General features: G+C 63.4%; 11 protein-coding genes and 1 pseudogene. 9 read left to right on the forward strand and 3 right to left on the reverse strand.

Features of this window, described 5'->3' with window-relative positions; all coding sequences use genetic code 11:
• Nucleotides 1-228: a hypothetical protein gene (locus ACH79_RS18250; protein ID WP_161852234.1), complete on the reverse strand. Its 228-nt coding sequence runs from the start codon at nt 226-228 to the stop codon at nt 1-3.
• A gap of 201 nt (nt 229-429) precedes the next feature.
• On the opposite strand from ACH79_RS18250, the gene ACH79_RS18255 reads away from it, so the two are divergent.
• Nucleotides 430-705: a hypothetical protein gene (locus tag ACH79_RS18255; RefSeq protein WP_246738588.1), complete on the forward strand. Its 276-nt coding sequence runs from the start codon at nt 430-432 to the stop codon at nt 703-705.
• Nucleotides 706-731: 26 nt separating this feature from the next.
• Here the strand turns inward: ACH79_RS18255 and mobA are convergent, their stop codons facing one another.
• Together mobA and fdhD are read right to left on the reverse strand one after the other, a co-directional pair.
• Nucleotides 732-1,310, reverse strand: coding sequence for a molybdenum cofactor guanylyltransferase MobA (gene mobA, locus ACH79_RS18260; protein ID WP_246738685.1), 579 nt, complete (start codon nt 1,308-1,310; stop codon nt 732-734).
• Between the two features lie 40 nt (nt 1,311-1,350).
• Nucleotides 1,351-2,241 (reverse strand): formate dehydrogenase accessory sulfurtransferase FdhD, encoded by an 891-nt coding sequence (gene fdhD, locus ACH79_RS18265; protein WP_161852236.1) that lies wholly within the window; start codon nt 2,239-2,241, stop codon nt 1,351-1,353.
• 191 nt (nt 2,242-2,432) lie between these two features.
• Between fdhD and mobB the strand changes: the two genes are divergently transcribed.
• From mobB to fdhF, 8 genes and pseudogenes are all read left to right on the forward strand, one after another.
• A complete protein-coding gene (gene mobB / locus ACH79_RS18270) occupies nt 2,433-2,960 on the forward strand; it encodes a molybdopterin-guanine dinucleotide biosynthesis protein B (protein ID WP_161852237.1) in 528 nt (175 codons plus the stop codon).
• Between the two features lie 8 nt (nt 2,961-2,968).
• Entirely contained in the window at nt 2,969-4,225 is a 1,257-nt protein-coding gene (gene glp / locus ACH79_RS18275; protein WP_161852238.1) for a gephyrin-like molybdotransferase Glp, read from the forward strand.
• 40 nt (nt 4,226-4,265) lie between these two features.
• Nucleotides 4,266-4,517: a sulfurtransferase TusA family protein gene (locus ACH79_RS18280; protein ID WP_161852239.1), complete on the forward strand. Its 252-nt coding sequence runs from the start codon at nt 4,266-4,268 to the stop codon at nt 4,515-4,517.
• 85 nt (nt 4,518-4,602) lie between these two features.
• Entirely contained in the window at nt 4,603-6,033 is a 1,431-nt protein-coding gene (locus ACH79_RS18285) for a sigma-54 dependent transcriptional regulator (protein WP_161852240.1), read from the forward strand.
• Nucleotides 6,026-8,049, forward strand: a pseudogene (locus ACH79_RS18290) (cache domain-containing protein). Before ACH79_RS18285 ends, ACH79_RS18290 begins: the two are co-directional and overlap by 8 nt.
• A gap of 377 nt (nt 8,050-8,426) precedes the next feature.
• A complete protein-coding gene (locus ACH79_RS18295; RefSeq protein WP_161852242.1) occupies nt 8,427-10,079 on the forward strand; it encodes an OFA family MFS transporter in 1,653 nt (550 codons plus the stop codon).
• 318 nt (nt 10,080-10,397) lie between these two features.
• Nucleotides 10,398-12,116, forward strand: a complete 1,719-nt coding sequence (locus ACH79_RS18300; protein WP_161852243.1) for an NADH-ubiquinone oxidoreductase-F iron-sulfur binding region domain-containing protein — start codon at nt 10,398-10,400, stop codon at nt 12,114-12,116.
• The gene (fdhF, locus tag ACH79_RS18305; protein WP_161852244.1) at nt 12,113-14,878 is read left to right on the forward strand and encodes a formate dehydrogenase subunit alpha; all 2,766 of its coding nucleotides are present in this window, start codon (nt 12,113-12,115) and stop codon (nt 14,876-14,878) included. The genes ACH79_RS18300 and fdhF overlap by 4 nt, the downstream gene beginning before the upstream one ends.
• The last annotated feature ends 46 nt before the right edge of the window (nt 14,879-14,924 follow it).

Here is a 14,924-nt window from a genome sequence, read left to right on the forward strand (position 1 = left end):
TTACTTGCGAGGCAGGTAAAGGAAGTGGTTACGCTGTTCGGCCTCGGCCAGCGTGCGCTGTGCTGCGGGCGTCAGGATTTTCACAGTCGCCGGCACCTCGACGATCTTGTCGCTACCCGTCCACATTCTGGCAAGCTCGCGCATCCGAGAAACGAGCAGCGCGATATCCAGGACGAAATCGATCACCCTGACGAAAAAGGCCAAAAGACCCCATACGATCTGGCTCATCGGCAAGTCTCGAGCCTGCGGGACATGGACGGTAGTCGTAAACGTCCGTGATCGAGTTCAGTCCGGCAGGACGCCGCTCCCGCCAGCGTGACGCGCTGCAAGTCGTACCGCGTGAACCTGGCAGGTGCGCGCCGCGACCAAGCGGGTGGAAGGGAGCGCGACACGCATCAGTCGAAGCGCTCGATCGCGCGGAATGATCCCATGACGCTGTCCGGACACCTGAACTTCCGCAAGATCGCGGCCCTCGTCGCCGCCGCCGGCACTCTGTTCTGGATCTATACCTTCCATGCGATCTACCCGACGCCTGGCAGCGACGGCGGTTTTCATCTGATAGCTATTCTTCTGCTTAGTGCGATCTTCGGAATATTCTTTCTGCCGGCGTGGTTCCTCGTCGCCATCGGTCGGTTGCCGAAATTAGCCACCGCCTGGGGCCTGTGCGGCCTGATCGCATTCGCGGTGATCTGGACGGACTTCTGACGGAATTTCCGAAATCCTCGTTCTTCTCAGGCTTCCGGAGCCTCGTCCGCCGCGGCCAGCCGTTCGGCTTCGGCGATGTCATCCACCGTGTTCGCATTGAAGAAGGGATCGAGCGGCTCGGTCCGCCAGGCCACAGTGGCAAGCTTATAGCGCGCGGTCCAGCGGTCGATTTTCCTGATGTCCTCGACGACAAGCGCATGGCGCAACTCGTCGCGCAAGGCGACGCTCCATAACCCGATGACCGGATGCGATTGGCCGCTGGAAGCGGCGACCGCGAGCTCTGCATTTTCATCAATCAGCGCCTGATGCAGGCGCGAGGCCAGATCGCGCGGCAGGAACGGACAGTCCGCGGCTGCGCTCAGCACCAGAGCCACCTCGGGCCGGTTCGCCGCCATCCAGTCAAGCGCGGCCAGGATGCCGGCGAGGGGGCCAGGGAAATCGGCGACGCCGTCGGCGATCACCGGTAGCCCGAACGCAGCGAAGCGGGCGGGATCGCCGTTGGCATTGAGGATCAATCCGTCGCATTGCGGCGCAAGCCGCGCGATCACGCGATCGAGGATGGTGCGACCGGCGATCGTGCGCATCGCCTTGTCGCCGCCGCCCATCCGCCGCGCCAGCCCGCCGGCAAGCAGAACGCCAGGAATCTTACTCGTCACGTTCTTCGCCCTTGCGCTTGTGCCGCGCGGATTCCTCCTCGACATAGTCGAGGTTCTGATCGAACACGATCCGCTCCTGTCCCGACAATACGATGAAGCGTTTGCCCCTCGTGCGGCCAACCAATGTCAGTCCGACCTGCCGCGCCAGTTCGACACCCCACGCCGTAAAGCCCGAGCGCGAGACCAGAATGGGAATGCCCATCCGCACCGTCTTGATCACCATCTCGGAGGTCAGGCGGCCGGTGGTGTAGAGGATCTTGTCGGCGGGATCGACGCCGTGGCGATAGATCCAGCCCGCGATCTTGTCGACGGCGTTGTGGCGGCCGACGTCTTCGGTGTAGCAGACGGGCGTGCCTTCCTTGCACAGCACGCAGCCATGGATCGCGCCGGCTTCCAGATAGAGCGAGGGCATAGTATTTATCGTACGCGTCATCTCGTAGAGCCAGGAAGTACGCAACTCGGCCTTCGGCAGCGCCACGCTTTCGACGGCTTCGAGCAGATCGCCGAATGCGGTGCCCTGTGCGCAGCCTGAAGTCTGCGTACGCTTCTTCAGCTTGGCCTCAAAATTGGTGTGATGCTCGGTGCGAACCACCACCACCTGCAGGTCGTCGTGATATTCGACCTCGGTGACGACATCGTCGTACTTCAGCATGTTCTGGTTCAGGAGGTAGCCGAGCGCCAGATACTCCGGATAGTCGCCGATCGTCATCATGGTGACGATCTCCTGCGCGTTCAGGTACAGCGTCAGCGGCCGCTCCACCGGCACCCGGATTTCGACCGCAGCACCCGTCTGGTCGGTTCCGGCAACGCGCTCCGTCAGCCGCGGATCCTCAGGATTCGGCACGATCAGGGGGGCGGGCGCTTTTTCCATCTTCATCATAGGATACAGCGTAGCATGACATTATCTGTAGGCTGATATAAGCACCGGAGCTAGCAAGTCACGGTTTACTCCGTCATGGCCGGGCTTGTCCCGGCCATCCACGTCTTTCTTTCGGCGATAGAACCAAGACGTGGATGCCCGGGATCAGCCCGGGCATGACGATCCATGAAGAACTGCCGGCGGAGAACGTAATGAAAGTAATAGGCCTCGCGGGATGGAGCGGCGCCGGCAAGACCACCTTGCTGACGCGGGCGATCCCGCAATTCGCAAAACAGGGGCTACGGGTCTCCGTCATCAAGCACGCCCATCATGCCTTCGATGTCGACGTGCCCGGCAAGGATTCCTGGCGGCACCGCGAGGCCGGCGCGGCCGAAGTTCTGGTGTCGTCCGGCCGGCGCTGGGCGCTGATGCATGAGCTGCGCGGCGCGCATGAACCGCGACTGCCGGAACTGCTGGCGAAGATGTCGCCGGTGGATCTCGTCGTCGTCGAGGGCTTCAAGCGCGAGCCGCATCGCAAGATCGAGGTCTATCGCGCCGCGAATGAAAAGCCGCTGCTGTTCCCCGACGATCCCGGCATTGTCGGCATCGCGACCGATACGGCGGTTGAAACCAAGCTGCCGACTGCCCATCTCGACGATATCGAGGCCGTGGCCGCGATGATGTTGCGGTCGGCGATCTCGCTCGAAGACGTGCTGGCCAAATGCGAAGCTGAGGGCTGATCAGGCACATGGCGCAATTGTCCGACGATTGCTTTGCCTTCGGCGGTCCGATGATGTCGGTCGATGAGGCCGTGGGCCTCATCGCCACGCGCGTGACGCCGGTCGTGGATATCGAGACGGTAGCGCTCGCCGGCGCCGATGGCCGCATTCTTGCGCATGAAATGTTGGCGCCACTGCCGCTGCCGCCCTTCACCAATTCCGCCGTCGATGGCTATGCGGTTTCAAGTCGCGACCTGCCGCAGAACGACGAACAGGCATTTGCTATTGTCGGCCGCGTCCAGGCGGGCAGTTCCGCATCCGCACCGCTCAAGCCGGGGCACGCGATGCGCATTTTCACCGGCGCGCCGATGCCCGAAGGCGCCGACACCGTGTTTATGCAGGAGGACGTCCGCGTCGACGGCGACAAGGTCGTGCTTCCCGCCGGCCTCAAGCCCGGCGCCAATGTACGCCCCGCGGGCGAGGATATCCCTTCAGGCTTTGCGGCCTTGCAGCCCGGCCAGCGGCTGCGGCCGCAGGATGTCGCGCTTGCCGCGGCGTTCGGCCTGACCGAGCTCGATGTCGTCAGGCGCCTGCGCGTCGCCGTGTTCTCCACGGGCAACGAGATCGCTTCGCCCGGCGAAGCGCGCGCCGCGGCGCAACTATTCGACTCCAACCGCTTCATGCTGATGGCGATGTTGTCGCGACTCGGCTGCGACGTCAGCGATCTCGGCATCATCAGGGACGATCGCGCTTCGCTGGCCCGCGCGCTGCAGGAGGTCGCCGGCAGCCATGATTTGATCCTTACAACCGGCGGCGTCTCGACCGGCGAGGAGGATCATGTCAAGGCAAGCGTCGAAAGCGTCGGCCGGCTGGTGCTGTGGCGGATGGCGATCAAGCCGGGACGGCCCGTCGCGATGGGCATCATCAACGGCACCCCCTTCATCGGATTGCCGGGCAATCCGGTGGCGAGTTTTGTCACTTTCGTTCACGTGGTGCGGCCGACCATCCTGGCGCTTTCGGGCGGGCGGCCGGAGCCGATTTTGCCGATGCCGGTTCGCGCCGCCTTCAGTTACAAGAAGAAGATCTCACGCCGTGAATATGTTCGCGTCAGCTTGCGCAAGGCGACCGACGGCGGGCTGGAGGCGGTGAAGTTTCCGCGCGAAGGCGCCGGGCTTTTGTCGTCGCTGGCGGACACCGACGGCCTAGTCGAACTCGGCGAAGACGTCACGCAGGTTACGCCCGGCCAGACGGTCGGGTTCCTGTCCTATGCAAGCCTGATCAACTGAGTCCGTTGACGATGCAGGCCCCCTTCGCCATGGTCGGCGCATGACGACGACAAAACTCGATCTCGCCGGACTGAAATGCCCGCTGCCGGCCCTAAAGACGCGCAAGGCACTGAAGACGCTGCCGCCGGGCGACCGGTTGGAAGTGCTCTGCACCGATCCGCTGTCGGTGATCGATATCCCGAATCTCATTCGCGAGACCGGCGACAAGGTCGAAATCACCGAGCGCAGCCAGGACCGCATTGTTTTCTTGATAGAAAAAGCAAATGGGTCAATAGAAAAGGCGAATGCCTGAGCAGTGAGGGCCGCACGCGTCAATTAGACGAGTTCACTGCGGCGCGTGATTGCCGGGTGCGACAATCGGACCTACAACTCCCGGCATGAACCTCCCGACATCGAAGGCGAGTGCGGCGATATCCCCTGCGGACGAACCGGCGGCCAAGCCAGGCAAATCGGCTGGCGGCCCCGAGTTCGGCGCGCTGGCGCAGGCCTCGATCCTGATCGTCGACGACGAGCCCGGAATGCGCAATTTTCTGGTGCGCACGCTGGGGCCGCGCTGCAAGCACGTGGAAGAGGCCGCCGATACTGACGAAGCCTCGCGCAAGCTCGACAAAAATCGATTCGACGTCGTCATCCTCGACAACATCATGCCGGGCAAGAACGGTGTCGACTGGCTGGCGGAGCAGCGGGCCGTCGGCTTCTTTGCCGACGCCATCCTGATCACGGCCTACGCCGATCTCGACACCGCGATCCAGGCGCTGCGCGCCGGTGCGGTCGATTTCGTGTTGAAACCGTTTCGCTCGAACCAGATCCTGAACGCTGTGGCCCGCTGCCTCGACCGTGTCAGGCTGCAGCGCGAGAATTATGTTCTTCGCTATGCGCTGCGCGCATCCTCCGACCGCACCTTCCTGCGTGACAATCTGATCGGAGAATCGCCGGCGGCCCGAAGCGTGCGGGAAACCATCGCCCGTGTTGCCCGCCTGCCGACGTCGATCCTGCTCACCGGTGAATCCGGCACCGGCAAGGAAGTTGCCGCGCGCTCGATTCATTCGCTGTCCGACCGCGCCGACAAGCCGTTCGTGCCGGTGAACTGCGCGGCGATTCCGCCTGAAATGATCGAGGGCGAGCTGTTCGGCCACATCAAGGGCGCCTTCACCGGCGCGGACAGCGGCCGCGAGGGTCTGTTCCTCTATGCCCATGGCGGCACGCTGTTCCTCGATGAAATCGGCGAACTGCCGCTGCCGATGCAGAGCAAGTTGCTCCGCGTGCTGGAGGACCGCCGCGTCCGTCCCGTCGGCTCCGAGCGTGAAGTGCCGGTCGACCTTCGCCTCATCTTTGCGACCAATGCCGATCTGCAGAAGGAAGTGGAGAGGGGGCGCTTCCGTGCCGATCTGTATTACCGCCTCAACGTCATGCAGATTCATCTGCCGCTGTTGAAGGATCGCGGCGATGACGTGCAGGAACTCGCCACCATTTTCATGAACAAGCTCTCGATACAGCTCGGCATGCCGCCGGTTGCGATCGACAGCTCAGTGCGCGCCGCACTGGCGAGTTACGATTGGCCGGGCAATGTGCGCGAGTTGCGCAATCTGATCGAGCGCGCCTTGATCCTCGGCGCGTTCCCGGACGATTTCGCCGGGCCGCCGCGCAATGACGGGCAGGCCGCCAGCGCTGACAGTCTCGCGGATCTGGAGCGTCGGCACATTCTTTCGGTGCTGAAGGAGACCGGCGGTAACCGCGAGGAGGCGGCGCGGCGGCTCGGCATCTCGCGCAAGACAATCGATCGCAAACTTGCGTTATGGAATGGCTGACCGGGCAGGCAGCATCGACGCGCCGGTACGCGGGCAATCCGTCCGCTTCCGCCTGCTTGCCATTGCACTGCTGCCGATGCTGGTCATCCTGCCGCTTCTGCTTGGCGTAGCCATCTATCGCTGGAATGCGAGATTTGACGCCACGCTGATTTCGAAGGTGAACGGCGATCTCACCATCGCGCATCAATATCTCGCCCGCATTCTGGAAAAGACCGGTGTTCAGATCCGAGGGCTCAGTCTCTCGTTCCGCTTCCGCGAGGTGGAAGAGCGTGAAACCCTCGCCGCCGTGGTGGATTTGCTCGAACAGTCCCGTAAGGAGATCGGCCTCGACTTTCTCTATCTGATGGACGCCGCTGGCAAGGTCGTCGCCTCGTCACCCCCGCTCAAGGGTGCGCCGAGGGCCGACTGGCCGATCATCAGGTCGGCATTGTCGGGCGAATCCATGTCGACGGGCATCGACATCTTTACCAACGACGAACTTGCGGCGATCTCGCCCGCGCTGGCCGAGCGGGCGCGTCTCGATCTGGTGCCGACGCCAAACGCGGTGCCGACCGATCGCAGCACGGACACGAGCGGCATGGTGGTGCATGCTGCTGCCCGCGCAACGGCGCCCGGAGGAGGGCCGGCCGCGCTGGTCGGCGGGATTCTGCTGAACCAGAATCTCGAGTTCATCGATACGATCAACGACCTTGTCTATCGCGAAGCGAGCCTGCCCGAGGGCAGCCAGGGCACGGCGACGCTGTTTCTCGACGACGTGCGGATATCGACCAATGTCCGCCTGTTCGAGGGACGGCGCGCGCTCGGAACGCGGGTGTCGGCGGCAGTCCGTTCGGCGGTGCTGGGGGAAGGGCGTACCTGGCTGGACAGCGCTTTCGTCGTCAACGACTGGTACATCTCGGCCTACGAGCCGCTGGTCGACACCTATGGCAAGCGCGTCGGCATGCTCTATGTCGGATTTCTGCAGAAGCCGTTCAACGATGCGAAGTTCGAGACGCTCCTGATCATCGCGCTCGCCTTCATCGTGATCACGGGGGCGACGGTGCCGATTTTCCTGCGCTGGGCGCAATCGGTCTTCATGCCGCTCGAACGGGTCACGGCGACCATCGGCGAAGTCGAGAGCGGCAACCTGTCCGCCCGCACCAAACTGCCGGCGTCGGGCGATGAGATCGGCCGTGTGGCGGTTCACCTGGATACGCTGCTGGACCAGATTCAGGAGCGCGATCGCCAGTTGCGCGAGTGGAACGAGGAGCTGAACACGCGGGTCCGCGAGCGAACGCGGGACCTCGAGCATGCCAATCTGAAGCTGGAGGCGACGACCAAGCAGCTCATCATGTCCGAGAAGCTCGCCGCCATCGGCGAGATCACCGCGGGCGTGGCGCATGAGATCAACAATCCCATCGCGGTGATGCAGGGCAATCTCGACGTCATCCGCAGCGTGATCGGCGCCGACGTCGACAAGGCCAAGGTCGAGTTCCGGCTGCTGGATGAGCAGATCCACCGCATCAGCCAGATCGTCATGAAACTTCTCCAGTTCGCCCGGCCGGAGGAATATGCCGGCTATGTCGAGCGCCATGCGCCGGGAAGCGTCGTGCTGGATTGCTTGCCGCTGGTCCAGCATCTCCTGAACAAGACCGAAATCAATGTCGTGCGGGAAGATCGGGCGAGCCGCCTGGTCCTGATGAACCGCACGGAGTTACAGCAGGTCGTGATCAACCTGATCGTCAACGCCATCCACGCCATGCCCGACGGCGGCACGTTAACTCTCCGCTCCTTCGACGCCGATCGCGATGGGAACCCGGGCATTGCAATCGAAGTGGCCGACACCGGCATCGGCATGAGCGCGGACATCATGGAGAAGGTGTTCGACCCCTTCTTCACATCTAAGCGCCGCGAAGGCACCGGCCTTGGCCTATCGATCAGCCAGACGCTGGTGAAGCGCCAGCGCGGCCAGATCACCGTCGAAAGCCAGATCGGCTCGGGGAGCACATTCCGCTGTGGCTGCCGGAAGCGAGCTGATCGGACATTTTGTCCGGAGGCGGTCTGGACATTTTGTCCGCCGACGCGGGAGCCATCCCGCTAAGTGATTGATTTTCTGTATCGCGCCATTTGGCACGTCGATTGCTGTCTTTCCTTCTCGGGGAGTGGGGTGGGGAGGGCGCGATGACCGAGTGTTCGCTCGCAAAGTTGGCGACTGCGCAAACGCGTTCGGTTGCTTGCTGCTTTCCTGACCCGCTTGCGCCGCACTTCAAACGACTTTGCGTCGACACCCACTCCGATCGGTCGCATGCGCATCACAGGCCCTGCGCATACGGTTGGCGCCTCGCGGCCCCCTCATCCCATCCTTCAACTTTCCAACGATGTGCCGGTAAGGCCACGAACCCGGAGGTTTTTCTATGAGTACAGCCGATGCCACGCTTGCACCGTCAGGTGCGCTCGGGCTCCTCGACAAGGAGCGAACGATCGCGACAGCCGGCTTCAACCGCTGGCTGGTGCCGCCGGCCGCGCTCTGCATCCATCTCTGCATCGGCATGGCCTATGGCTTCAGCGTGTTCTGGCTGCCGCTGTCGCGCGCGATCGGGCTGAGTGCGCCGAAGGCCTGCCAGGACATGACGCTGGTGCAGGAGCTCTTCACCACCACCTGCGACTGGAAGGTCGCCAGCATGGGCTGGATGTACACGCTGTTCTTCGTGCTGCTCGGCATTGCCGCCGCAGTGTGGGGCGGCTGGCTCGAGCGCGTCGGCCCCCGCAAGGCGGGCTTCGTCTCGGCGATGTGCTGGTGCGGCGGGCTCTTCCTCGGCGCGATCGGCATCTACACGCACCAGCTCTGGCTGCTGTGGCTCGGCTCGGGTGTGATCGGCGGCGTCGGTCTCGGCCTCGGTTACATTTCGCCGGTGTCGACGCTGGTGAAATGGTTCCCGGACCGGCGCGGCATGGCGACCGGCATGGCGATCATGGGCTTTGGCGGCGGCGCCATGATCGGCGCGCCGCTGGCCAATCTCCTGATGAACTATTTCAAGACCCCAACCTCGGTCGGCGTCTGGGAAACCTTCGTTGCGATGGGCGTGATCTACTTCGTGTTCATGATGATCGGCGCCTTCCGCTATCGCATTCCGCCGGCGGGCTGGCGGCCCGAGGGCTGGACGCCGCCGACCAAGGCCAATGCGATGATCTCGCAGAACCACGTTCATCTGAAGGACGCGCACAAGACGCCGCAGTTCTGGCTGATCTGGTGGGTGCTCTGCCTCAACGTGTCGGCAGGCATCGGCGTGATCGGCATGGCTTCGCCGATGCTGCAGGAAATCTTCGCCGGCAAGCTGATCGGATTGCCCGATGTCGGCTTCAATCAGCTCGACGCGACGCAGAAGGCGACGATTGCAGGCATTGCGGCCGGCTTCGCCGGACTGCTCTCGCTGTTCAATATCGGCGGCCGCTTCATCTGGGCCTCGCTGTCGGACAAGATCGGACGCAAGAACACTTACTACACGTTCTTCATCCTCGGCATCGTGCTCTACGCGCTGGCGCCGACCTTCGCGGCGATGGGCTCGAAGCTTCTGTTCGTGCTCGGCTTCGGTATCATCCTTTCGATGTATGGCGGCGGCTTCGCCACCGTGCCGGCCTATCTCGCCGACATGTTCGGAACGCAGTTCGTCGGCGCCATTCATGGCCGTCTGCTGACGGCCTGGTCGACGGCCGGCATCATCGGTCCCGTGGTCGTGAACTACATCCGCGAGTTTCAGCTTGCGGCCGGCGTTCCGCGTGACCAGCTCTACAACACCACGATGTATATCCTGTGCGCGATGCTGATCGCGGGCCTGATCTGCAACTATCTGATCAAGCCGGTCGATGCGAAGTGGCACATGAGCGATGCCGAGGTCGCCAAGCTGCAGGCCGCGACGGCGAACGCCGGGGCTTCGGGCCCGTCAGGCTCCTATGGCATCGGCTTCGGCGGGCTCGACGCCAAAGCCGCGCTGTTCTGGGCCTTCGTCGGCATCCCGCTGGCCTGGGGCGTGTGGAAGACGCTGGAAAGCGCCGTCAAGATCTTGTGACCTTTCACGGCGTCGCGGGCAGGCGGCCCGCGACGCCGTTCTCGATCCGTCTTTTTTCAATGCCGGATTCAAATCGAGCTATCAAAAATCCAGATCAATGCGCATTCGCAATCGCAGCATGAGACGGCTTTATTGATCTCTGGACTAAATTGGCGTTCTCATCCGCCCATCAGGCAAACGGATAGAACGTGGTCGCTCCGGTGGGGACAGGATCGAAAGCTCGCGGCCTGTGTTGCCTTAAATAGCTGATAAATCTCTTGGCATCTGGCATGCCACGAATTAGAGTTCTTCCAGATTGTCAGGGAACGAGACGTTTCGATGGATCACGACGTACACGACCTACAAAAAGTCCGGGCGTTCGACCATCCGGGTGCGGGACGGAAGCGCGCCAAGGCGACACCGAAGGGCCGTCAGGTCGACCCCACCGCCGCCCACGAGATCGAACTCCTGCTCGGCGACCGGCCGCGGCGGCGCGACCTCCTGATCGAGCATCTGCACCTGATCCAGGACAAGTATCACCAGATCTCGGCGGCGCATCTGGCGGCGCTGGCCGACGAGATGAAGCTGTCGTTTGCGGAAGTGTTCGAGACCGCGACGTTCTATGCGCATTTCGACGTGGTGAAGGAAGGCGCGCCCGACATCGCGCCGCTCACAATCCGGGTCTGCGATTCCCTGACCTGCGCCATGATGGGCGCGGAGAAGCTGCTGCATGAATTGCAGGACAAGGCCGGTCCCGGCATTCGCGTGGTGCGCGCGCCCTGTGTCGGCCGCTGCGATACTGCGCCCACCGCCGAAGTCGGTCATCACTTCGTCGATCATGCCACGGTGGCGAACGTGTTCGCTGCCGCCAAGGCCGGCCACACCCATGCGCATCTGCCCAAATATGTCGACTATGACGCCTATGTTGCTGATGGCGGCTACAAGCTGCTGAACCGTCTGCGCTCCGGCGCGATGACGAAAGAAGATCTGCTGAAATCGCTCGACGACGCCTCGCTGCGCGGGCTCGGCGGCGCCGGCTTCCCGACGGGACGGAAGTGGCGCGCGGTGCTCGGCGAGCCCGGCCCACGGCTGATGGCGATCAACGGCGACGAGGGCGAGCCCGGCACCTTCAAGGATCGCTTCTATCTCGAAACGGACCCGCATCGCTTCATCGAGGGCATGCTGATCGGCGCCCATGTGGTCGAGGCCACCGACGTCTACATTTACCTGCGCGACGAATACCCGGCCTCGCGCGAAATCCTCGAACGCGAGATTGCAAAACTGCCGCCTGGCGGTCCCGTGCTGCACATGCGCCGCGGCGCCGGCGCCTATATCTGCGGCGAGGAATCCTCGCTGCTCGAATCGATCGAGGGCAAGCGCGGCCTGCCTCGGCACAAGCCGCCTTATCCGTTCCAGGTCGGCCTGTTCGGCTTGCCGACGCTGATCAACAACATCGAGACGCTGTGGTGGGTGCGCGACATCGTCGAGAAGGGCGCCGACTGGTGGAAGAGCCACGGCCGCAACGACCGTCATGGCCTGCGCAGCTATTCGGTTTCAGGCCGCGTGAAGAATCCCGGCATGAAGCTGGCGCCCGCAGGCGTCACCGTGCGCGAACTGATCGATGAGTTCTGCGGCGGCATGGCAGATGGGCACACCTTCCACGCTTACCTTCCGGGCGGCGCGTCGGGCGGCATTTTGCCGGCCTCGATGGACAACATCCCGCTCGATTTCGGCACGCTGGAAAAATACGGTTGCTTCATCGGCTCGGCCGCCGTCGTCATCATGTCCGAGCAGGACAGCGTGAAGGGCGCGGCGCTGAACCTGATGAAATTCTTCGAGGATGAAAGCTGCGGCCAGTGCACACCGTGCCGGGTCGGCACCCAGAAGGCGGCGCTGTTGATGCAGCGTCCGGTCTGGGACCGTGAATTGCTCGATCAATTGAGCCAGGCGATGCGCGATGCCTCGATCTGCGGGCTTGGACAAGCCGCCTCGAATCCGCTGACGTCAGTGATCAAATATTTTCCGGAAGAATTCGTGCCGAGAGAGGCCGCGGAATGACCAAGATTCAATTCGAGCTCGACGGCAAGCAAGTCGAGGCCAATGCGGGCGAGACCATCTGGCAAGTGGCAAAACGCCACCAGAAAGAGATCCCGCATCTCTGCTATTCGCCTGAGCCCGACTACCGGCCCGACGGCAATTGCCGTGCCTGCATGGTCGAGATCGAGGGCGAGCGCGTGCTGGCCGCGTCTTGCAAGCGCACCCCGAGCGTCGGCATGAAGGTAAAGACCGAGAGCGCGCGCGCGGTCGCCGCGCAGAAGATGGTGATGGAACTTCTGGTCGCAGACCAGCCGGCGCGCGAGACCTCGCACGATCCCGATTCGAAATTCTGGAACTGGGCCGAAAAGGTCGAGGTCACCGAGAGCCGTTTCCCGGCCGCCGAGCGCTGGTCGAGCGACACCAGCCACCCCGCAATGAGCGTCAATCTTGATGCCTGCATCCAGTGCGGCCTCTGCGTGCGCGCCTGCCGCGAGGTGCAGGTCAACGACGTCATCGGCATGGCCTATCGCAATGCCGGCGCCAAGATCGTGTTCGACTTCGACGATCCCATGGGCGAATCGACCTGCGTCGCTTGCGGCGAATGCGTGCAGGCGTGCCCGACCGGCGCGCTGATGCCGTCGGTGATGCTCGACGAGAAGCAGACCCGCGTCACCTATGCGGACAAGAAGGTGGACTCGCTGTGCCCGTTCTGCGGCGTCGGCTGCCAGGTCACCTATCAGGTCAAGGACGAGAAGGTCATCTATGCCGAAGGCCGCGACGGCCCGGCCAACCATAACCGCCTTTGCGTCAAGGGCCGCTTTGGCTTTGACTACATCCACCACCCGCATCGGTTGACCAAGCCGCTGGTGCGGCTGCCGAACGCGAAGAAGGACGCCAACGACCAGGTCGATCCGGCCAATCCGTTCACGCATTTCCGCGAAGCGTCGTGGGAAGAGGCGCTGGATATTGCGGCCAAGGGCCTCGTGAAAATTCGCGACGAGAAGGGCGTCAAGGCGCTCGCCGGCTTCGGCTCGGCGAAGGGATCGAACGAGGAAGCCTACCTGTTCCAGAAGCTGGTTCGTACCGGCTTCGGCTCGAACAATGTCGACCATTGCACCCGGCTGTGCCACGCCTCCTCGGTGGCGGCGCTGTTCGAAGGTCTGAGTTCGGGCGCGGTGTCGGCGCCGTTCGCAGCCGCAATGGACGCCGAGGTCATCATCGTGATCGGTGCCAACCCGACGGTGAACCATCCGGTCGCCGCGACCTACATCAAGAACGCGGCGAAGAAGGGCGCGAAACTCTTCGTGCTGGATCCGCGCAGGCAGGCGCTGTCGCGTCACGCGACGAAGCATTTGCAGTTCAAGCCGGGCTCCGACGTCGCCATGCTCAATGCGATGATCAACACGATCATCACCGAGGGCCTGACCGACGACCAGTACATTGCGGGTTACACCGAGGGATTCCAGGACCTCGAGGAGAAGATCAAGGAGTTCACGCCGGAGAAGATGGCGCCGATCTGCGGCATCGATGCCGAGACCCTGCGCGAGGTCGCCAGAACCTACGCCCGCGCGAAGTCCTCGATCATCTTCTGGGGCATGGGCATCAGCCAGCATGTCCACGGCACCGATAACGCGCGCTGCCTGATTGCGCTTGCCCTGATCACCGGCCAGGTCGGCCGTCCCGGCACTGGGTTGCATCCGCTCCGCGGTCAGAACAACGTGCAGGGCGCCTCCGACGCCGGCCTGATCCCGATGTTCCTGCCCGACTACCAGCCCGTCGGCCGCGACGACATGCGCGGCAACTTCGAGAAGCTGTGGGACCAGGACCTCGATCCCGTCCGCGGCCTCACCGTGGTCGAGATCATGAATGCGATCCACGCCGGCGAGATCACGGGCATGTATATCGAGGGCGAGAACCCGGCGATGTCCGACCCCGATCTCCAGCATGCGCGCCATGCGCTCGCCATGCTCGATCATCTCGTGGTGCAAGATCTCTTTGTCACCGAGACCGCGTTCCACGCCGACGTCATCCTGCCGGCCTCTGCGTTCGCGGAAAAGGACGGTTCGTTCACCAACACCGATCGCCGCGTGCAGCTCGCGCGCCAGGTGATCAAGCCGCCGGGTGACGCGCGGCAGGATCTCTGGATCATCCAGGAGATCGGCAAGCGCATGGGGCTGCCGTGGAATTATTCGGGTCCCGGCGACGTCTACACCGAGATGGCGCAGCTGATGCCCTCGCTCAAGAACATCAGCTGGGAACGGTTGGTGCGCGAAGGAGCCGTCACCTATCCGGCGGATGATCCGAGCAAGCCCGGCAATGAGATCATCTTCACGACCGGCTTCCCGACCGCGAGCGGCCGCGGCAAGATCGTGCCCGCCAAAGTGATCCCGCCGGATGAGCTGCCCGACACCGAATATCCGATGGTGCTGTCCACGGGGCGCGTGCTCGAGCACTGGCACACCGGCTCGATGACGCGGCGTGCGCAGGTGCTCGATCAGATCGAGCCCGAGGCGGTGGCGTTCATGTCGCCGAAGGACATGCGGCGCTTAAGCGTCTGGCCCGGCGATTTCATCCGCCTGGAGACCCGCCGCGGCGCCGTCGAGGTCAAGGTGCGCTCCGACCGCGACGTGCCGGAGAACATGGTGTTCATGCCGTTCTGCTACGCGGAGGCGGCTGCGAACCTGCTCACCAACCCCGCGCTCGATCCGTTCGGAAAAATCCCCGAATTCAAGTTCTGCGCCGTGCGCGCGGAAAAGGTGGCGCTGCAGTCGGCGGCGGAGTAGGGCGGCGGTCCTTCGACGGACCACAAAAGTCAAATCCGACCTGATC

Origin of the sequence: Bradyrhizobium sp. CCBAU 051011 (assembly GCF_009930815.1) — a bacterium.
In the GTDB taxonomy this organism is placed as follows: domain Bacteria; phylum Pseudomonadota; class Alphaproteobacteria; order Rhizobiales; family Xanthobacteraceae; genus Bradyrhizobium.